The organism is Enterococcus sp. E5-162 (assembly GCF_035725965.1).
In the GTDB taxonomy this organism is placed as follows: domain Bacteria; phylum Bacillota; class Bacilli; order Lactobacillales; family Enterococcaceae; genus Enterococcus_B; species Enterococcus_B lactis.
In genome coordinates this window covers 77,855-97,399 of sequence record NZ_JAPRFV010000010.1, presented here as the reverse complement: position 1 = coordinate 97,399, position 19,545 = coordinate 77,855, and the positions used below count along the sequence as shown (strand labels likewise).

Sequence of the window (19,545 nt, the reverse complement as noted above, 5' to 3'; positions counted from 1 at the left end):
AATATAAAAGGAGAGTCATACGTGGAACAAATTCAAATCATCGATTCGAAAAACCATGTGGGAGAAACAGTAACAATCGGCGCTTGGGTCGCAAATAAACGATCAAGCGGAAAAATCGCATTTTTACAATTAAGAGATGGAACAGCCTTTTTCCAAGGGGTGGTTGTAAAAAGCGAAGTGCCAGAAGAAGTTTTCCAAACAGCTAAAAATCTGCACCAAGAAACATCTGTGTTAGTAACTGGAGAAATTCGTGAAGACAGCCGTTCAAAATTCGGTTATGAAATCGGGATTACAAATGTGGAAGTAGTAAGCGAGAGCCACGATTATCCAATCACACCAAAAGAACACGGAACAGATTTCTTGATGGATCATCGTCATTTATGGCTACGTTCTTCAAGACAACATGCGATCATGCAAATCAGAAATGAAATCATTCGTGCAACGTATGAATTCTTTAATCAACATCATTTTGTCAAAATCGATCCGCCAATCTTGACTGGTTCAGCACCAGAAGGCACAACGGATCTATTCGAAACAAACTACTTTGATCAAAAAGCCTATTTATCTCAAAGTGGCCAATTATATATGGAAGCTGCTGCTATGGCTTTCGGAAAAGTCTTTTCATTCGGTCCGACTTTCCGTGCTGAAAAATCAAAGACACGCCGTCACTTGATTGAATTCTGGATGATCGAACCAGAAATGGCCTTCACTCACCAAGAAGAAAGTTTAGAAGTACAGGAGCAATATGTAGCCTTCTTAGTACAAAATGTTTTAGATCATTGCGAATACGCATTGGATGTACTAGGACGAGACAAAGAAGTCTTAAAAACTTATACAAAATTGCCATTCCCTCGTATTACTTACGATGATGCAATCGAATTACTGAAGAAAAATGGATTTGATGACATCGAATGGGGCGAAGATTTTGGTTCACCTCATGAAACGTTCATTGCGAATTCATTCGAACAACCTGTCTTTATCCTAAACTATCCAAAAGCCATCAAGCCATTCTACATGAAACCACATCCAACAAGAGAAGACGTGGTGATCTGTGCAGATATGATCGCACCAGAAGGCTACGGTGAAATCATTGGCGGAAGCGAACGGGCAACGGACTATGATTTCTTGTTAGAACAAATCCGTGATCACGGTTTGGATGAAAAAGAATATTCATGGTATCTTGATTTACGTAAATACGGTTCTGTTCCGCACTCTGGTTTTGGTCTAGGTCTTGAACGAACAGTCACTTGGATTGCTGGTATCGACCATGTGCGTGAAGCTATTCCATTCCCACGTTTGTTGAACCGAATTTATCCATAAGAAGTGATGAAAAAGCTGTTTAGTTTCGAGTATTAAGAAAAATTTTGTAAAAAATGGCTTTCCACATTTTTACATAAATTTGGCTTAATACCGAGAAACTGGCTTTTGAACACCGTTTAAGGAAGAGGTTGTGAAATCAGTGCCTTGACCTGAGTATTAGAGAAACAAAACGGAAAAATAGCTTCTCATATTTTACCGTTTTTTGAGCTAATATCGAGGGTCAGCTGATTGAACACCGTTTATTCTAAAAAAGAACTGCGAGCTCTCGCAGTTCTTTTTTTAAATACGGGATAAAGGAAGTTTCCAACAGACAAGAGAAGAAAGCAAAAGAAATTGCTATTTGATTCACAAGGTTCTATAATGAAATCGCAATCAATCCAACATATACAAAGAAGGCGATTCAAATGGAGATCCGATTTGATGATGCTTCTGCTGCTGAAATAAAGCAGCATCTAGCACCTGAAAACAAACTAATATTAACATTCGAAGATGGAATAGGTCCGTATTCTCAGCATGCAATGATCCACATGCAAGTTCAATTCACCCTTGGAATCATCGGATCAGATATGTCGACAGAAAGTTATGACCAATCTATCCCAAGCAATCTAGGAGAGATATTAGTAAAGGGATATTCGTTGGCAGACTTAGATGAGCATATGAATATACGTTTTGATGCTTCTCGTCATATTTTGAGTTTGACGGGCGACAGTGGGCTGATTGACGGAAACTTAGGTCTGATCGATTTCACTGAATCAAACAACGAAGGAATCAAGAAAAATCCGGCACGTTAAGAAAAAAGCATAAAAAACTAGGCACTTGTTGAGTATTCATCCAATCGTTTGAGGAAACTAGGCGGGTGTCTTTTTTTATACATCTATTTACTCTTTCGTCTTGGCAGAGCTTATGGGATAATATAAGGAAGAAAATCGTCGTTTTATTCAAAAAGGAGTTTTTGACAAATGAAAACACGCGTGTTATTTATTGGTGACAGTATTACAGACGCAGGAAGAGACCGTTCAGAAGCAACGGATTTAGGTAAAGGGTATCCGCTTTTGATTGCCGGGAAACTAATCTCACGATATCCAACGATGGAATTTGAATGTATAAACCGTGGGATAGGAGGAGACAAAATTGCAGATCTGCAAGCGCGCTGGCAAGAAGATTGTTTAGCTCTGCAACCTGATTATGTATCGATTTTGATTGGAATCAATGATACGTGGCATAATACTGGAGATCAAGCTATATTCGGCACTGAGAAATCTGTGCAGCAATTTGAATCCGTTTATCGAGAGTTACTAAATGAACTACAAGCAGCTGGAATCTGCAATATCGTATTAATGGAGCCTTTTGTACTTCCTGTGACAAATGATCGTTATGGGTGGCGCAAAGACTTAGACCCTAAGATCCAAACCGTTCGTAAACTCGCAAAAGAATATGGCACATTACTGATTCCTTTAGATGGAATATTCAATGCTTTAGGAATCGCTTATGGTTTTTCGAAATATACAAAAGAAGATGGCGTGCATCCAACGATTGGCGGACACGAGATTATTGCACAAAGTTGGATAGATGCGATTTCCGCAGTTGATTTTTTTAGTGGAAATAAAAATGAACGAAAGAAAAGGGAGAAATGATGGAAATACGAAGGGCAGTAAAAGAAGATCTCCCTCAAATCAATCAGCTGATTACTGATCATCCAGAATCATTCGTAAAAGTAAAAACGGCAGCTGAACTACATGATAGGAATAAACTATTGATCGTTGCTGTAACAAAAGAAAACCGGATCATCGGTTTTGCGCAAGCAGATGAACAGCAATCAGAAGAACGGGTGGATCAGCGACCAGCAGGAAAACTAATCCAACACACATTAGTAACAAAAGAAAAAACGGAAGAAATCCAAAAAAGATTTGCGGAATACTTGATGCTGGAAGCTAAAAAAAGAAAAATCAAATCGTTTTTTGTCCAGTTCTAATTAAAAACAGTAATAAAAGGAGAAATACAATGAGTTGTTTAGGAAATGTCATCTGGTTCATATTTGGCGGACTAATTGGGGGTCTTAGCTGGTTAGCAGCAGGGGTACTTTGGTGTATCACGATCATCGGTATCCCCATCGGTATGCAGTGTTTTAAAATCGCCTCCCTTTCTTTTGCGCCTTTTGGCAAAGAAGTAATTTATCACCAGTCCGGCATGTCATTGATTGTTAACATCATCTGGCTGATCGTTTCAGGTCTCCCAATTGCTCTTGGACATGTCGTCAGCGGCATCCTTCTATGTATCACGATTATAGGGATACCATTTGCAAAGCAATCTTTCAAACTTGCTCGATTGGCGTTAATGCCATTTGGTGCAGAGATTATATAAGTCAGGATGTTCTAAAAGAGTGTCCTAAACATGTTTTATGAACGAGAGGACTGGATGAAACACAACTATCACGTGTTTTATCTGGTTCTTTTTATATTTTGAAAACTCATTTTTTCTTTCGGATACCTTGACATATGAATGTACATTCATTTATAATTAGTTATGAAGAGATATTCATATGTTAAGGCGAGGAGGCCATTAAAATGAAAAGTTACAGATTAGAAGGTTTAGATTGTGCGAACTGTGCGATGAAAATCGAAAAAGGAGTCCAGCAAATCGATGGAGTCAAGGAAGCAACGGTAAATTTCACTTCTGGAAAACTAACGATTGACGTAGCGGAAGATCGATTAGCTACGGTTGAACAGGAAACAAAAAAAGTAGTGAGGGAATTAGAACCAGACGTCAAGGTAACAGAAATAGATAAAGAAAAAGTATCTGAACATGGAAATGAAAAAGAGAGAAACACGCTGATCCGGATTTTATTTTCACTTGCAGGTATCGTTGTTTTGCTATTATTTGATTTTAATGAACCAATTCGTTTGATAGGATATTTATTGATTTATCTGCTGATAGGATATGATGTAGTGAAAAAAGCGGTGATGAATATCGTCAAAGGACAAATCTTTGATGAAAATTTCCTCATGTCTGTGGCTACGATCGGCGCTATGTTGATCGGTGAATATCCAGAAGCCGTAGCAGTGATGCTATTTTATCAAATCGGCGAATATTTCCAAGGATTGGCAGTCAATCATTCAAGAAAATCGATTCGTGAATTGATGGCTATCCGTCCAGAAACAGCGCACATACAGACAGCAGAAGGATTGATGACCGTGAATCCTGAAGATGTGCAGATTGGTCAGTATGTACTTGTTAAGCCTGGTGAACGTGTACCGTTAGATGGAACGATCATCGAAGGCGAATCATTAGTCGATACATCCGCACTTACAGGTGAATCCGTTCCTAAATCAGTATATGTTGGTGAAACAGTATTAAGTGGATTTATCAATAAAAATAAACCATTTTTAGTTCAAGTAGAAAAATCCTATGAAAATTCTACCATCAGTAAATTATTAGAATTAGTAGAAAATGCCAGCAGCAAAAAAGCACCAACTGAAAATTTCATTACCAAATTCGCGCGATATTATACACCAGTCGTTGTAGGGTTGGCCGTCTTATTGGCTGTTTTACCTCCAATAGTTTCTGGAGCGGCGTTTTCTGAATGGATCTATCGGGCGTTGACGTTTTTAGTGATCTCATGTCCATGTGCATTAGTGATTTCCGTACCACTTAGTTTCTTTGGTGGGATCGGCGGAGCAAGTAAAATTGGTGTATTAATAAAAGGTTCAAATTATTTGGAGTTGCTTGCACAAACTGAGACAGTGGTTTTCGATAAAACTGGCACATTAACAAAAGGCGACTTTTCGATCCAGACGATCGATCCAACAGGAATTGATCCAAAGAAATTTATGCAATATATTGCAAGTGCAGAACAGTTTTCTACACATCCGATTGCGCAATCCGTTTTAGAAGGCTACGAAGGTCCGCTTTTACCGGCGACAAATATCCAAGAATTTGTAGGTGAAGGAATCTTAGCTGAAGTTGACAGCAAACAAATATTAGTAGGTAATCACAAATTGATGGAAAGGTTTGAGATTTCTTTTCCTTCAAGTCAAGAAATCGGTACACTGCTTTATATAGCAATCAACCAAAGTTATAGTGGTTATCTTGTCATTGCGGATACCTTGAAAGAAGATGCCGTAGACGCATTGGTTCAACTAAAACAGGCTGGTGTCAAGCACACAGTAATGTTGACAGGTGACTCGAAAAAAATCGCTGATCATATCGGGAAGCAAGTTGGCGTGGACAAGATATACAGTGAACTACTTCCAGAAGATAAAGTACAGCGGTTAGAGGAGATCTTACAAAGAAGCAATAAAAAGACCGCCTTTGTCGGAGATGGAATCAACGATGCACCAGTGCTAGCAAGAGCAGATGTAGGGATCGCAATGGGTGGATTAGGAAGCGATGCTGCAATTGAAGCAGCAGATGTAGTCATCATGAACGATCAACCATCGAAGATTGCAGATGCGATCCGGTTAGCTAAGAAAACATTGAAGATCGTCAAGCAGAACATTGTTTTTGCTATTGGAATAAAAATGTTGGTACTTGCCTTAGGTGCTTTTGGTTTTGCAACAATGGGAGATGCAGTATTTGCAGATGTCGGGGTAACAGTCCTAGCTGTTTTGAATGCCATGCGAAGCTTACATGTAAAAAATAAATATTGACCAGTAGAGAGGACGAATGAGCGTCCTCTTTTTTTATACCTTTTTCTTAATAAAAGAATACAAAGAAAATGGCTAGGATTATAAAATAACTGATGTTTTTAATTTTGCAGAAAATTCAAAATTGCTTTAAATACAATAAAATCAATGAAATGAAAGAAAACAACTCCTTTTTTTGATGGAAAAAATATGAAAAAATGATGTGTATTAAATAAAAGAATACACACATAAAATAACGCTGTCTTGTAAGTTTGTTAAAAATTGAATATGATTACATTTGGTTAACAAATTTTTATTATAAAGGAGAGAACGAATGAACAATAAACAATTACGCTGGTTCACTGTTGCGTTAATTGCATTCAACATGGTTTGGGGCATGGGGAATGTAGTTAATAACTATGCCCAGCAAGGAGTATCAGTTGTCACCTCTTGGCTATTGATTCTAGCCATTTATTTCATTCCATACGCATTGATCGTTGGACAATTAGGCTCAGCCTTCAAGGATAGTAAAGGAGGCGTCAGTTCATGGGTCGAAAATACGACATCCAATAAACGGCTGGCATATTATGCTGCTTGGACTTACTGGGTCGTGCATATTCCTTATTTGGCACAAAAACCTCAAGCCATCCTGATTGCAGGGGGTTGGGCGGTCCAAGGAAACGGAAATATCGTAAATACGATGTCAGTCCAAATGGTAGCAGTTATTTCACTTATTATATTTCTTGCCTTTTTATATTTATCAACAAAAGGACTTTCTACGTTGAAAGTGATCGGCGGATTAGCCGGAACAGCGATGTTCGTCATGTCGATCTTATTTATTCTTTTAGCAGTAACGGCGCCGTTCATCAACCCAACGATGGAATTTGCCACACCGCATATGAATCAAGTGAAAACATATATTCCAACCTTTGACTTCAGTTATTTCACAACCGTCTCTATGTTAGTATTTGCAGTTGGAGGAGCGGAAAAAATATCCCCTTATGTCAACTCTACAAGAAACCCTGCAAAAGAATTTCCTAAAGGGATGATTTTCTTAGCAGCAATGGTAGGGATTTGTGCTGTATTAGGTTCAGTCGCAATGGGCATGCTGTTTGCTAGCGATAATATTCCTAAAGACTTGATGGCAAATGGGGCATACAGTGCTTTTCAAATTTTAGGTAATTACTATGGTATCGGTAACTCATTGATGATTATTTACGCATTGACAAATATGATCGGACAAATCTCCGCATTAGCCTTTTCAATCGATGCACCGTTAAAAATCTTGTTAGCAGATGCAGATCCAGAATTCGTACCAAACTGGCTACGTAAACGTAGTCATAAAGGTACATTAGTAAACGGCTATCTTTTGACAGGTATCCTAGTAGGAATCATTATTTTGCTGCCAATCTTCGGTATCAAAGATATGAATGAATTAGTTAAATGGTTGACGAACTTGAACTCAGTTGTTATGCCAATGCGTTACCTATGGGTATTCTTGGCGTATATGATGTTGAATAAAGCTTATAAGAAATTCAATTCTGAATATAAATTTGTCAAAAATCCAAAAATCGGGTTTATCTTCGGTGCTTGGTGCTTTGCCTTCACTGCGTTCGCCTGTATCTTAGGAATGGTGCCAAAAGTAGATTACACTGCGGATCCTAAAGCATGGTGGTTCCAGCTATTCACGAATATCATCACACCAATCGTCTTGATCTTATTAGGCATGATCTTGCCGGCCATCGCTCGTCGAGACAAAAATAAAGAAATCACTGAGCCAGAAACTGTGGTTCAGCCTTAAATATAGAAATACTTGTTACAAGAGGTTGTAACAGAAGTGGTCAGCTGATTGAACACCGTTTACCCAGAGGTCGGGAACTTGCCGTTTCACTCTGAGTCACAAGGAACAAGTTCAAAAAACAGCTTCTCATGTTTGTTGAATAGTGTGACTTGTGACCGAGGAGTTGGCAGGAGAACACCGTTTATTCGGAACAAGGGACTTTGACACGACTTTTGTCACAGTCCCTTGTTTTTTTGTGGCATTATAAGTGGTATGATCGAACCAAATTCCAAAGAGAAGTGAGGGAGGAAAATGAAGATCATCGTGATTGGACAAAGTGGGTCGGGAAAATCGACCCTCGCAAGGAAGATCAAAGAAATCACCGGCTTTCCGCTACTGCCTCTAGACCTTTTATGGCATACGACAGATTACAGTATTCAGGCAAAACAGTGGTTTTTACAAGAACAGCAATCGTTTATGGTATCTAATCCGTCATGGATCGTTGAAGGAAATTATACTTCTACGTTAGAAGAGAGAATCAAAGAAGCAGATAAAATCATTTGGCTTAAAGTGCCGCGTTATGTCGCCATCTACCGAGTAGTTTGGCGTTCTCTAAAAAGAAAGATAAACAAAAAATCACGGCCAGATATGCCTGAAGCATTTACAGAGAAACTAAACAGGGAATACGTAGAATTTTTATCTTTTATCTGGCATTTTGAAGAAAACAATGAACCGAAAATACAGCAACTGATCCAAGAAAACCATGCACGAAACAAACTGATCATCCTTAAAACAAGAGGGGAAAAACAAGAATTTTTAACTAAATTGAAAATAGAGAGCAAAAATAATTGACAGTTTTTGTTTACAAGTGTAATCTTTATTCATAAGCTATTGATTACATTTGTAAACGAAAGGTGTGAAATAAGTGGAGAAAGTCAAAACGCCGGTAAAAATCAGCGATTCAGAATGGGAGATCATGCGGGTTATTTGGACACTTGGGCAGACGACTGCCCAAGAAATCACGCAGATCTTAGCTGATTCGATGGATTGGAAACCAGCAACGATCAAAACTTTGCTGGGACGTTTGGTAAAAAAAGAAGTGATCTGGACAGAACAAGAAGGAAAAAAATTCATTTATCATCCAACTGTCTCAGAGATGGAAACAGTTCGTAGTGCGACGGAGAATCTTTTTTCCCATATCTGTGCAAAAAGGATTGGAGAGACGATTGCGGATCTAGTAGAAGAAGCTACTTTGACTCAAGAAGATATCAATGAAATCTTGAAACAATTAGAACAAAAGCAACCAGTCGAAACAATCGAATGCAACTGTATCCCAGGTCAATGTGAATGTAAACAACATAAATAGGAGGAAGAAAAAATGAAACAACAATTTTCAATCGAAGGTATGAGCTGCAATCATTGTGCTGCAAGAGTCGAAGAAGCGGTAAGCGCACTTGACGGCGTACAGAAAGTAAAAGTGAACTTGAAAAAAGCAAACGGTACAGTCAAGTTTGATGAAACAAAAGTCCAATCCGAAAAGATCTGTCAAGCAATCAATGGATTGGGATATAAAGCAGAGGTGATTTGATGGCAGCAGCAGAAACCAAAATGGACACATTCGTCATTACAGGTATGACTTGTGCAAATTGTTCTGCTAGGATCGAAAAAGAGCTGAACGGACAACCTGGTGTTGTCAATGCCACAGTCAACTTGGCCACTGAAAAAGCAAGTGTCAAATATGAAGGGACGACCACTGAAAAATTAATCCAAAGCGTAGAGAATATCGGCTATGGTGCGATTTTGTACGATGAAGCCCATAAACAAAAAATTGCGGAAGAAAAGCAAGTATATTTGAAAAAAATGCTATTCGATCTTGTATTGAGTACGATTTTGACTTTGCCATTGATGCTGTCAATGATTGCCATGATGTTGGGGGGCCATGCGGCAATTGTTCACTTTTTTCATCTGCCAATCGTTCAGTTAGTTCTGTCTACACCTGTCCAATTTTATGTTGGTGCTCGTTTTTATAAAGGGGCGTATCATGCAATCAAGACGAAAGCACCAAATATGGATGTACTAGTAGCAATCGGAACATCAGCTGCTTTTGCATTGAGCATTTACAACGGATTTTTCCGTGGACATCCCCAAGATCTTTATTTTGAAAGCAGCAGTATGATCATCACGTTGATTTTGCTCGGCAAATATTTGGAACATACAGCAAAAACGAAAACAGGTAATGCAATCAAACAATTGATGTCTCTTCAAACAAAAACAGCTCAAGTAATAAGAAACGGTAAAGAAGAAACGTTAGCGATTGAAGAAGTCTTCGTTGGCGATCAGCTAGTCATCCGTCCTGGTGAGCAGATCCCAGCAGATGGTCGAATCATTTCAGGAAGTAGTGCGATCGATGAAAGTATGCTTACTGGCGAAAGTCTTCCTGTAGAAAAGAATCCAGATGACACACTCTTTGGCGGAACAATCAATACGAATGGTCTGCTTCATATGGCAGTCACACAAGTTGGTAAGCAGACAGTTTTAGCTCAAATCATCCAAATGGTGGAAGACGCTCAAGGAAGCAAAGCACCAATTCAAAAAATCGCGGATCGAATCTCAGGGATTTTTGTTCCGATCGTTTTAGTCATTGCATTCATCACGCTAGTGGCGACAGGATTGATCACGGGTGATTGGCAACTTGCATTGATCCATAGTGTCTCTGTATTAGTCATTGCGTGTCCATGTGCATTAGGTTTAGCAACTCCAACAGCTATCATGGTAGGAACGGGTGTTGGCGCACGAAACGGAATCTTAATTAAAGGCGGAGAAGCATTAGAAGCAGCTGCTCACTTAGACAGCATTGTTTTGGATAAAACTGGAACGATTACAGAAGGAAAGCCCAAAGTTACAGATCTAGTCGGTTCTAAAGAAGTCCTATCTATTTTTTATACTTTAGAACAAGCTTCTGAACATCCACTAGGTAAAGCAATCGTGGAATACGGAAAACTGCAAGAAGCAGCAACATACGATATGATCGATTTTACAGCTCATCCAGGTGCTGGAATCAGCGGTACGATTAACGGAGTACGCTATTTTGCGGGTACACGTAAACGATTAATTGAATTGAACCTATCATTTGATGAATACCAAGAACACGCGTTAGAATTAGAACAGCAGGGAAAAACAGTCATGTTTTTAGCTGATGAAAAGCAAGTAATCGGGCTGATTGCCGTGGCAGATCAAATCAAACAAGAAGCCAAACAAGCAATCAAGCAGTTACAGGATAAAGGATTAGATGTCTTTATGCTGACAGGAGACAACAAACTGGCAGCCGAAACGATCGGTAAACAAGTGGGTATTGATCCAATGCACATCTTTGCCGAAGTACTTCCAGAGGATAAAGCAGCCTATGTGGAAAAACTGCAGAAAGATGGCAAAAAAGTCGGTATGGCAGGCGATGGAATCAATGATGCGCCAGCTCTCGCATTAGCTGATGTTGGTATGGCAATGGGAAGTGGAACGGACATCGCGATGGAAACAGCAGATGTAACGCTGATGAATAGTAGTTTGGCATCCATTGCTCAAACAATCGAGTTGTCTAGAATGACATTGAGAAAAATCAAACAAAATCTTTTCTGGGCTTTTGTCTATAATACGATTGGCATTCCTTTTGCTGCATTAGGCTTTTTGAATCCAATCATTGCAGGAGGAGCGATGGCGTTTAGTTCCGTCAGTGTATTGTTGAACTCCCTGAGCTTAAATCGGCACATGAAAAAGTAAGAGAAGGGATGGAGTAAAAATGAACGGGAACGATATGGAGAAAAAACAGGAGCATAAAAAAGAAGCAGGAAACAAAGAAAGTGCTCATTCAAACGAAAAACAGATGGAGATGAAGCATGACCATAGCCAGATGGACCATTCAATGCATATGGAACATAACCATGGAGATATAGCGGACAGCAAACAAATGGACCATTCGATGCACATGGATCACGATCATGGCGGTATGGATCATTCCATGCACATGGGGAATTTCAAACAAAAATTTTGGCTATCGCTTATCCTAGCTATCCCAATCATTCTTTTTTCACCAATGATGGGAATGGAATTTCCCTTCCAGATAACATTTCCTGGTTCGGATTGGCTCGTACTGATCTTAGCAACTATACTGTTTATCTATGGCGGACAGCCATTTTTAAGCGGGGCAAAAATGGAATTGAAACAAAAAAGTCCTGCTATGATGACGCTGATCGCGATGGGGATTACAGTTGCATATATTTATAGTGTCTATTCGTTTATCGCGAATCTGATCAATCCTCATACGCACGTCATGGATTTCTTCTGGGAATTAGCTACATTGATCGTCATTATGTTGCTAGGTCACTGGATCGAAATGAACGCTGTTTCGAATGCCAGCAATGCTTTACAAAAACTAGCAGAATTACTGCCAGAATCAGTGAAACGCTTGACGAAAGAAGGAAAAGAAGAGACAGTCTCACTAAAAGAAGTAACCGAAGGCGATCATTTGATCGTCCGTTCCGGTGACAAAATGCCAACAGATGGTGTTATCTTGAAAGGTGAAACTATCGTTGATGAATCAGCTGTGACTGGCGAATCAAAAGGAATCAAAAAGCGAGCCAATGATAAAGTGATCGGCGGTTCTATCAATGGGGATGGAACGATCGAAATCGAAGTAACTGGAACTGGTGAAAATGGGTATCTAGCGAAGGTTATGGAAATGGTGCGAAAAGCACAAGGAGAAAAATCCAAGCTAGAGTCATTATCTGACAAAGTGGCAAAATGGCTGTTTTATGTCGCATTAATTGTGGGTATCCTGGCATTCATCGCCTGGTTGTTCTTGACAGATCTTCCTAATGCATTAGAACGTATGGTAACAGTCTTTATCATCGCCTGTCCTCATGCTCTAGGTTTAGCTATCCCATTAGTTGTTGCTCGCTCTACATCAATAGCAGCTAAAAACGGATTACTTTTGAAAAACCGCAATGCACTGGAGCAAGCTAATGATCTAGATGTGATTATGCTGGACAAAACAGGAACACTAACAGAAGGAAAATTTACTGTAACGGGTGTCGAAGTACTTGATGATGCGTTCAATAAAAATGAAATCCTTCAATATTTAGGAGCATTGGAAGCGAATGCCAATCATCCATTGGCTGTTGGCATTATGAATTATTTGAAAGAACATGAAATCAAGCCTTATCAAGCCGAAAATCTAAAAAATCTTTCAGGAGTTGGGCTAGAGGCAACAGTCAAAAACCAACAAGTGAAAATAGTTAATGAAAAAGAAGTTGAGCGTCTCGGATTAAACGTAGAACAAGCATTATTGAAACCTTACCAAGAACAAGGAAATACCATCAGCTTCCTGATTTTAGAAAATCATCTAGCTGCAATCGTTGCTTTAGGTGACGTAGTAAAAACAGAAGCAAAAGAATTTATCCGAACATTGAAAGAAAGAAAAATCACTCCTGTCATGCTTACTGGTGACAATAAAAACGCTGCCCAAGCAGTAGCAGATTATTTAGGGATCGAAGAATATTATGGCGGTTTATTACCAGATGATAAAGAAGCTGTTGTCCAGAAATACCTTGACCAAGGGAAAAAAGTAATCATGGTGGGTGATGGGATCAATGATGCGCCAAGTTTAGCCCGTGCTTCAATCGGGATGGCAATCGGTGCAGGGACAGATATCGCAATCGATTCTGCGGATGTCGTATTGACAAACAGCGATCCAAAAGATATTTTGCATTTCCTTGATCTAGCCAAGCAAACGCGAAAGAAAATGATCCAGAACCTCTGGTGGGGGGCAGGTTACAATATTCTTGCAATTCCGCTAGCAGCCGGAATTCTTGCGCCAATTGGTATCATATTAAGTCCAGCAGTTGGTGCTGTCTTGATGTCGTTAAGTACGGTAGTTGTAGCTCTAAATGCTTTGACATTGAAAATCAAATAATAATGAAAAAAGGTTGTGACAAAAAACGTGTCACAACCTTTTTTTACGAATAATCGATGCTCAATCAGCTGGTTCTCGGCATTCCAGAAGTAGATTCTCTAGGAATTTTATCTTATTTTTTGAAGCTGCTCCCTTTTGTCATAACCTTTTTGGATACCGTTTTTCTTATTATATGCGTTAGTTCTAAATAGGTTTTTTTATCGAATTTTACCGGATCTGCTTGTCTCCCATATATTTCTGCTTCATATTGAGCAGTTAATCGAATGAAACGTTGATCTAGATTGAATGTTTGTTCTATTCGTTGGCTGTATGCCTGCAAAGATTCTGCGGGGGTGCGCGGTACCAGTGTTTCCAAATGGTGGAGAAGTTTTTGATACGCAACCGCATTAGTAGAAGCAAAAAAATGAAGATAGATAAGATAACTTGTCCAGCGCAGAGATTTTCTAAATAACAATAGAAAGAACAACAAGACGGATAAACACACCCCAAGGCTGAATAAGACGATTTTATAAGACGGTGTGAGTGTCGTGTTATCTGACGAAATAGTCTCAGGTTTCTCACTGGAAATAGTTTCTACTATATTTTCGCTTTCTTTTGGCTGTTCTTCAGCAGATTGGACGGTTTCTGTTGTTTCAGCGGCTGGTTGTGAAACAGTTGGATTGGCAAATGAAGGAGTTGGTTCAAATGGAAGCCAGCCAAACTCGGGAAAGTACACCTCTGGCCAAGAATGAGCATGACTATTGAGAATGCTGTATTCCTCATTTCCTTGCTCATCTGTTCCTGTTCTAATCCCATCCGTAAACCCTTTTGTCCACCGAGCTGGGATGCCTAGTGTGCGAAGAAGGACGACCATAGAAGTTGAAAAGTTGTCACAGTAGCCGACTTTTGAATCGAAGAGGAAATAATCTACATAATCGCGTTCTTTAGGCGTATGTCCGGTATCCGTTTTGGAATAGCGAAAATTCCCGCTTGTTTTCAAATACTGTTCGACAGCTTCAACTTTACGAATTAAAGTTGCTTCATTTTTGGTCAATTCGATCGCTAAGTCCTCAATACGTTGAGGCAACCCTTTCGGCAACTGAAGATTTGTCTGTTGATTTTCTAAATCATCGACCTCTAACTGACTGCTTTTTAATTCTTCTCTCGTAAAAGCTAACCTTTCTGTTTGTAAAGACGCCAATCGCGTCGATTCATTCGGGACAGGGATGAATCGTTGGCTTTCAGGCAAATAGTAAAGCGTTTGTCCACTGGCTAATGAAAAATCAGTCAAGGTAGTATTTCCATAAGGATAAGGTAAAAAAGCTTGATTTTTTAGCGTCAATGTAATGTTTTCTTTTTCTTCCATAACTGTTTGGTAGCTTGTGATATCAACAGGAAATTCTTGGATTGGTTGGATGGGTGCATCCGGATCTTCTACCCATCCAGAACCGGTGTAATGATTCTTATTTTCTATCTTCCAATAGCCGTTTACTTTCTGGTTCGCTGTAAAAACAACTTCGCCATTATCATACAATGGACCACCAAGTTGTTCATCATTTTCACTGAAACCCGTTCTGGCACTTCCGGTTAATTGATACTCATGGAGTCTGTCATAAAGCCCTTCATCATTAAGATATTCTCGGATCGGTTCACTCGTTTCCTCAAGAGATTGGTGTACTTTTGGGAGATATAAAGGCAAGATGGCGCTGAAAGTGAACAAACAAATAAGCAGGATCGTAGTAAACGACTGGAATCGAGCGTTTCCCGACAACAATCGGAGGGAGAAAAATTGCCTTGCTGCCAAATATACGCATAAAACAGCTACTACCGCAATCATTTCGTACAATAGTTCTTTTTCCCGAAAAACGGTAAGCATCATGAAGTAACCCATCAATGCAAGAAAGGGTGCATACCAATAGTCGTAATCCACGGTCAAAGTAATAAATAAATAGATCAACAACAATATGAGAAAAAAAGCTGTCTTTTCTGGTAAATAATGAAGTTTACCTTGGGATAGATGGAAGAATTCCTCTGTAACTGACGAAAAAAACTGTACGACCCATAATAAAGAAATTGTCTTTGAAGGAAAATAGGTAAACAAACAGCCAATCATTACTGGCAAAGAAAGTAGCAATCGTACCCATTTTTTAGGAATACAGCAGACAATAAGACATAGGATACCAATAGTCAGGATAAGAGGATAGCTATTTTGCAATTGATTAGCTGCTACAAATATCGGAGCACCTACACTTAGCATCATAAAGGAATAAACGCCACGCAGGTATTTTTCCCATTTAATCGTCAATCCATTCACCTCCTGACAGTGAACATACCTTGTCTTTTTCTTGTATCATGATTTGTTTTTCTGCGAAATAAACAAGATAGACCGTTCGATCTTTCGACAATGTTTCGACAGCTTCTGAGACTTCAGGAGAATGCTCAGGAATAAAGAGGACGATTTGTTTTTTTGCCTGTTTTTTCAAGTGTGCCAAAAAAGTTTTCTCATCGCCAGCGTTCAAAGAAGCAAAATAGGTATATCCAGGATCTTTGCCATGAAAGGTACGGTCGCCTAATATCAGAAGTTCCGGCTGCTTTTCTTTTCTCAGATGCCATAAAGAAAAATACAAATCTAGCAGATGGTCAAATTTCAAGCTAGGTGAACCCCAAAAGCAAAGAAGCGGAGAATATTCTTCTTGATACTCGTATTCGCGGTATAACCACTCTTGACTATGAGCAGACAATTTCCAATCGATTCGGTTAAAAGAATCGCCGGGGCGATAAGAGCGATGTTCTCGAAAATCAAGACCTTTTTGATACGCGTTCAGCTGTTGTTTTTTTTCCAGAACTCTTTGCAATGTTTCTGCTTGAGTTTTATGAAAAGCAGGAAGAACAGTCACAGGAAAAGAAAGCTCTCTTCTTGTCCTTTTTCTAAAAAGTCCTAGACTATCATAGGCTGTAAAAATGACGGTTAATGCTTCATGGAACCCTCTCTCTTTTGGTTGCCAAAGTACTTGGACTTCTTGCGGTTTATTTGTAAGGATCAATATTTCTTGTTTTTTTTCTGCAAAGATCTCTGGAAAGACGATCTGTAAACGAGGGAGAGGGAAAGAAAAAGCTCTTTTTTTGGCTATAGAAAAAATAACCTGTATACTTTTTTTACGATAAACGACTGGCTGGACTGTGCCAGTAACAGAAAGTTTCTTTAGAAAGGTGCTTAATGAAAACACACTCCATGATACATAAAGAGTAAAAAAAGCCAATAAGAACCACCCTAAAGAATTGTTGAATACAAGAGCAAAAAAGACAATGACGAAATATATCAGAAATAACACAAAATTAATGAAATAATCTTTGGCTTTTTCCATTATCTACCTCACGGGAATTGGGATTTGTGCAACAAGGGCATGGATCATTTGTGTCTTTTCGTCTTCCTTCAATGAACGATCGTAAAAAATCAAGCGGTGAGAAAAAACGAAAGGAACTAACTCCTGCAAATCTTTGGGCGTGACGTAATTTCTCCCATGGATTAATGCATAGGCTTTTGCTGCTTGAATAAAGGCAAGGCTTCCTCGTGGACTGATACCAAGCTGGATAGCAGAGTGGGTTCTTGTTGCGGATACTAACTGCAAGGCATAAGATGCCACTTCTGGGCTGACAAAGACATTCGCCACACTTGTTTTTATTTCTTCTATTTCATGACTGTTCAAGACGACCTTCAAATTATCCAACACTTTTTCGAATTTATCCAAAAGTAGCAGAAGTTCGTCGTCAAAAGAAGGATAACCAATTTGTAGTCGGAATAAAAAACGATCGAGCTGTGCTTCCGGCAAAGGATATGTTCCTTCATACTCGATTGGATTTTGTGTAGCTAAGACAAAAAAATGATTGTCTAGGGGGTATGTATTGTTGTCGATCGTTGCATGATTCTCTGCCATTGCTTCTAAAAGTGCTGACTGAGTACGGGGAGTCGTACGATTGATTTCATCTGCTAACAAGATCGTTGTAAAGATTGGCCCCGGACGAAATTCAAACTCTTTTGTTTGTGAGTTATAGACGGAAAAGCCCAAAATATCACTAGGAAGAAGATCAGGTGTGCATTGGACTCTGCTAAAGGTTCCTTGCACAGCCTTTGCTAGTGCTTTGACTAGTAATGTTTTACCTACACCGGGAATATCTTCGAACAAGACATGACCACCTGCTAGCAGGGCAACGATCATCAATTGGATAGTGGAACGTTTACCGATGACCGCTTTTTCTAATTCTTGTATCAACTGATCGATTTTTTGTTTGGATTCTTCGATTTTAGCTTCCATTTTCACATCACCTTCTCATGAAATCACTATTTAATTTAATTGTAATGGAAGGGGATACATCCTACAAGCAAAGTGATTTTATTATGTTTTTTTTAAATACATTCGTTTTAAAATGAGAATACAATTAAATTAAGTAAAATAAAAAATAATGAGAGAAATTTGCGTAATTAAGTAAATAGAAAGGGACTTTTTATCTTTTTAGAAAAGAGCCCTTTCTGATCAAACAATATGTTTAGAAACTAGGTGAGAGATGATCAATGAGATGGCAAAAACTATTATCAAAAAATGCACAGAATTTATTTTCACTAATCAACCTAATGAAAGATCTGATCTGGCGAAAAACGGATCTAGCTGAAGAACTGAAAATCGATGTCAAAACAGTTGATCGGCATCTAAAACGTTTGGCAGAAAGCGACTGTCCAATCCAGCTGATTCTTCATAAGAAAACCGTTCAGTTAGTTTATGATCAAGGATATAGCGAACCCTACCTCCTTTTTGTTTTTCTGATTCAATCACCACCTTTTTGTCTACTGAAAAATCTGCTGTTGAATGAACCTTATGAGCAGGAGTATGATCGTTCGACACAAGAGCGGTTGAGAAAATGGTTTGGTGAGTATCACCTTTCGTTTTCTTATAAAAAAGCGCAGATCTTTGGTTCAGAAAGAAAAATACGGTACCTGCTATTTTGTTTCTTGAAAGATTTCCCCCATTTTTTTGCAGACGATGGAGAGCAATCCTTTTCAGAGACATTCATCCAATTATTGAAGCAACGAAAGGATCCGGCAGAAATCGAGATTTTAGGAGACAGTCGAACCCTTTTCTTTGAGTTGTTTCCAGAATTACTTTTTAGAGAAGAGCAGATTTTGCCACTAAAAGAAAAAAATTATCTAGCGATTTTGCGCTTGAGCTGTAACCAGATTACTGAAAAACGGTGGGAACGGATAGAAGAGACACAAGACTATCGGAAATTGACGATCGTAACTGAAAAGCTTGATTCGCTGTTTTGGCTGAATAGTGAGTTTGAAAGTGGAAATAAATCAAAGCTGACAAAAGTACTTTACCAAGAATGGCTTCGTTATGTGATTGGTATCCATGATCGATTGGTGGAAGAAGAAGTTCGTTATTATCAGGAAACATTAGAAAAGTTTCCCAATTCCAAAGATAAACTGTATCAATTTCGTCTAGCAATCCAACAAGCACTTGCACACCCCGCAGTTGAGTGGGGAATGCTTTTACTTAAGACACTCCAAGAACGGGGGTATTTAGATGTCCATCCTCCTGAAGTGAAAATCGTCTTTTTTTTTCGTTATGAACATCAGGAAGCAAGAAGACTTGCCGGGGTACTGAACAAAACCCTAAGACATCGAAAACGGATTTCGATCCATGTTTGCACTCGAAATAAGCCACCTCGTTATGCAGATCTAGTGATTACGGATCATTTTTTTCCATTAGACCATAATGAAGATCAAAAAACGTATCTGTACCATCCTTCATTTGGTATTGAAAGACTACTTACGGATATCAATTACTGGTTAGGGAAAAACCGATAAAACCTTTGGAAAACAG

16 protein-coding genes are annotated in these 19,545 nt (G+C 39.0%); 13 read left to right on the top strand and 3 right to left on the bottom strand.

Annotation, left to right across the window (positions count from 1 at the left end; all coding sequences use genetic code 11):
- Window positions 1-21 precede the first annotated feature (21 nt).
- The 12 genes from asnS to copB all read left to right on the top strand — a co-directional run bounded on the left by asnS (window position 22) and on the right by copB (window position 13,687).
- Window positions 22-1,320 carry an asparagine--tRNA ligase gene (gene asnS / locus OZZ83_RS10775; RefSeq protein ID WP_002308688.1) on the top strand — a complete coding sequence of 433 codons (1,299 nt, stop codon included), beginning with the start codon at window positions 22-24 and terminating at the stop codon, window positions 1,318-1,320.
- Window positions 1,321-1,724: 404 nt separating this feature from the next.
- Window positions 1,725-2,111 carry an iron-sulfur cluster biosynthesis family protein gene (locus OZZ83_RS10770; RefSeq protein WP_002308691.1) on the top strand — a complete coding sequence of 129 codons (387 nt, stop codon included), beginning with the start codon at window positions 1,725-1,727 and terminating at the stop codon, window positions 2,109-2,111.
- A 168-nt stretch (window positions 2,112-2,279) separates the two neighbouring features.
- On the top strand, window positions 2,280-2,954 hold the full coding sequence (locus OZZ83_RS10765; protein ID WP_002320309.1) for an SGNH/GDSL hydrolase family protein: 675 nt from the start codon (window positions 2,280-2,282) through the stop codon (window positions 2,952-2,954).
- A complete protein-coding gene (locus OZZ83_RS10760; RefSeq protein ID WP_002316395.1) occupies window positions 2,951-3,292 on the top strand; it encodes a hypothetical protein in 342 nt (113 codons plus the stop codon). The genes OZZ83_RS10765 and OZZ83_RS10760 overlap by 4 nt, the downstream gene beginning before the upstream one ends.
- 29 nt (window positions 3,293-3,321) lie before the next feature.
- Window positions 3,322-3,681, top strand: a complete 360-nt coding sequence (locus OZZ83_RS10755) for a YccF domain-containing protein (RefSeq protein ID WP_002291778.1) — start codon at window positions 3,322-3,324, stop codon at window positions 3,679-3,681.
- A gap of 203 nt (window positions 3,682-3,884) precedes the next feature.
- Window positions 3,885-5,966 carry a heavy metal translocating P-type ATPase gene (locus OZZ83_RS10750; protein ID WP_278023761.1) on the top strand — a complete coding sequence of 694 codons (2,082 nt, stop codon included), beginning with the start codon at window positions 3,885-3,887 and terminating at the stop codon, window positions 5,964-5,966.
- A 310-nt stretch (window positions 5,967-6,276) separates the two neighbouring features.
- Window positions 6,277-7,743 carry an APC family permease gene (locus OZZ83_RS10745; protein WP_002291780.1) on the top strand — a complete coding sequence of 489 codons (1,467 nt, stop codon included), beginning with the start codon at window positions 6,277-6,279 and terminating at the stop codon, window positions 7,741-7,743.
- A 291-nt stretch (window positions 7,744-8,034) separates the two neighbouring features.
- On the top strand, window positions 8,035-8,574 hold the full coding sequence (locus OZZ83_RS10740) for a topology modulation protein (RefSeq protein ID WP_002313548.1): 540 nt from the start codon (window positions 8,035-8,037) through the stop codon (window positions 8,572-8,574).
- 73 nt (window positions 8,575-8,647) lie between these two features.
- Window positions 8,648-9,088 (top strand): CopY/TcrY family copper transport repressor, encoded by a 441-nt coding sequence (locus OZZ83_RS10735; protein WP_325066063.1) that lies wholly within the window; start codon window positions 8,648-8,650, stop codon window positions 9,086-9,088.
- A 12-nt stretch (window positions 9,089-9,100) separates the two neighbouring features.
- The gene (gene copZ, locus OZZ83_RS10730) at window positions 9,101-9,310 is read left to right on the top strand and encodes a copper chaperone CopZ (protein ID WP_002308701.1); all 210 of its coding nucleotides are present in this window, start codon (window positions 9,101-9,103) and stop codon (window positions 9,308-9,310) included.
- The gene (locus OZZ83_RS10725) at window positions 9,310-11,496 is read left to right on the top strand and encodes a heavy metal translocating P-type ATPase (protein WP_278023763.1); all 2,187 of its coding nucleotides are present in this window, start codon (window positions 9,310-9,312) and stop codon (window positions 11,494-11,496) included. The genes copZ and OZZ83_RS10725 overlap by 1 nt, the downstream gene beginning before the upstream one ends.
- A gap of 19 nt (window positions 11,497-11,515) precedes the next feature.
- Window positions 11,516-13,687, top strand: coding sequence for a copper/silver-translocating P-type ATPase CopB (copB, locus tag OZZ83_RS10720; protein WP_104771461.1), 2,172 nt, complete (start codon window positions 11,516-11,518; stop codon window positions 13,685-13,687).
- 112 nt (window positions 13,688-13,799) lie between these two features.
- On the opposite strand, the gene OZZ83_RS10715 is transcribed toward copB, so the two are convergent.
- The 3 genes from OZZ83_RS10715 to OZZ83_RS10705 are packed head-to-tail and all read right to left on the bottom strand — an operon-like array spanning window position 13,800 to window position 17,979.
- Complete coding sequence (locus tag OZZ83_RS10715; protein WP_174132240.1) at window positions 13,800-15,971, bottom strand: DUF4129 domain-containing transglutaminase family protein; 2,172 nt, start codon at window positions 15,969-15,971, stop codon at window positions 13,800-13,802.
- Complete coding sequence (locus tag OZZ83_RS10710; protein WP_278023767.1) at window positions 15,961-17,031, bottom strand: DUF58 domain-containing protein; 1,071 nt, start codon at window positions 17,029-17,031, stop codon at window positions 15,961-15,963. The genes OZZ83_RS10715 and OZZ83_RS10710 overlap by 11 nt, the downstream gene beginning before the upstream one ends.
- A gap of 3 nt (window positions 17,032-17,034) precedes the next feature.
- On the bottom strand, window positions 17,035-17,979 hold the full coding sequence (locus OZZ83_RS10705; RefSeq protein ID WP_002342470.1) for an AAA family ATPase: 945 nt from the start codon (window positions 17,977-17,979) through the stop codon (window positions 17,035-17,037).
- Between the two features lie 257 nt (window positions 17,980-18,236).
- Here OZZ83_RS10705 and OZZ83_RS10700 point away from each other — a divergent pair, with 257 nt between their 5' ends.
- On the top strand, window positions 18,237-19,529 hold the full coding sequence (locus OZZ83_RS10700; RefSeq protein WP_002342471.1) for a hypothetical protein: 1,293 nt from the start codon (window positions 18,237-18,239) through the stop codon (window positions 19,527-19,529).
- Window positions 19,530-19,545: the final 16 nt, after the last annotated feature.

Bases quoted from the DNA above. Each gene is read 5' to 3' on its own strand.
- OZZ83_RS10770 (WP_002308691.1), top strand. From the start codon at position 1,725: ATGGAGATCCGATTTGATGATGCTTCTGCTGCTGAAATAAAGCAGCAT.
- OZZ83_RS10765 (WP_002320309.1), top strand. From the start codon at position 2,280: ATGAAAACACGCGTGTTATTTATTGGTGACAGTATTACAGACGCAGGA.
- OZZ83_RS10760 (WP_002316395.1), top strand. From the start codon at position 2,951: ATGATGGAAATACGAAGGGCAGTAAAAGAAGATCTCCCTCAAATCAAT.
- OZZ83_RS10755 (WP_002291778.1), top strand. From the start codon at position 3,322: ATGAGTTGTTTAGGAAATGTCATCTGGTTCATATTTGGCGGACTAATT.
- OZZ83_RS10750 (WP_278023761.1), top strand. From the start codon at position 3,885: ATGAAAAGTTACAGATTAGAAGGTTTAGATTGTGCGAACTGTGCGATG.
- OZZ83_RS10745 (WP_002291780.1), top strand. From the start codon at position 6,277: ATGAACAATAAACAATTACGCTGGTTCACTGTTGCGTTAATTGCATTC.
- OZZ83_RS10740 (WP_002313548.1), top strand. From the start codon at position 8,035: ATGAAGATCATCGTGATTGGACAAAGTGGGTCGGGAAAATCGACCCTC.
- copZ (WP_002308701.1), top strand. From the start codon at position 9,101: ATGAAACAACAATTTTCAATCGAAGGTATGAGCTGCAATCATTGTGCT.
- OZZ83_RS10725 (WP_278023763.1), top strand. From the start codon at position 9,310: ATGGCAGCAGCAGAAACCAAAATGGACACATTCGTCATTACAGGTATG.
- copB (WP_104771461.1), top strand. From the start codon at position 11,516: ATGAACGGGAACGATATGGAGAAAAAACAGGAGCATAAAAAAGAAGCA.
- OZZ83_RS10710 (WP_278023767.1), bottom strand. From the start codon at position 17,031: ATGGAAAAAGCCAAAGATTATTTCATTAATTTTGTGTTATTTCTGATA.
- OZZ83_RS10705 (WP_002342470.1), bottom strand. From the start codon at position 17,979: ATGGAAGCTAAAATCGAAGAATCCAAACAAAAAATCGATCAGTTGATA.
- OZZ83_RS10700 (WP_002342471.1), top strand. From the start codon at position 18,237: ATGAGATGGCAAAAACTATTATCAAAAAATGCACAGAATTTATTTTCA.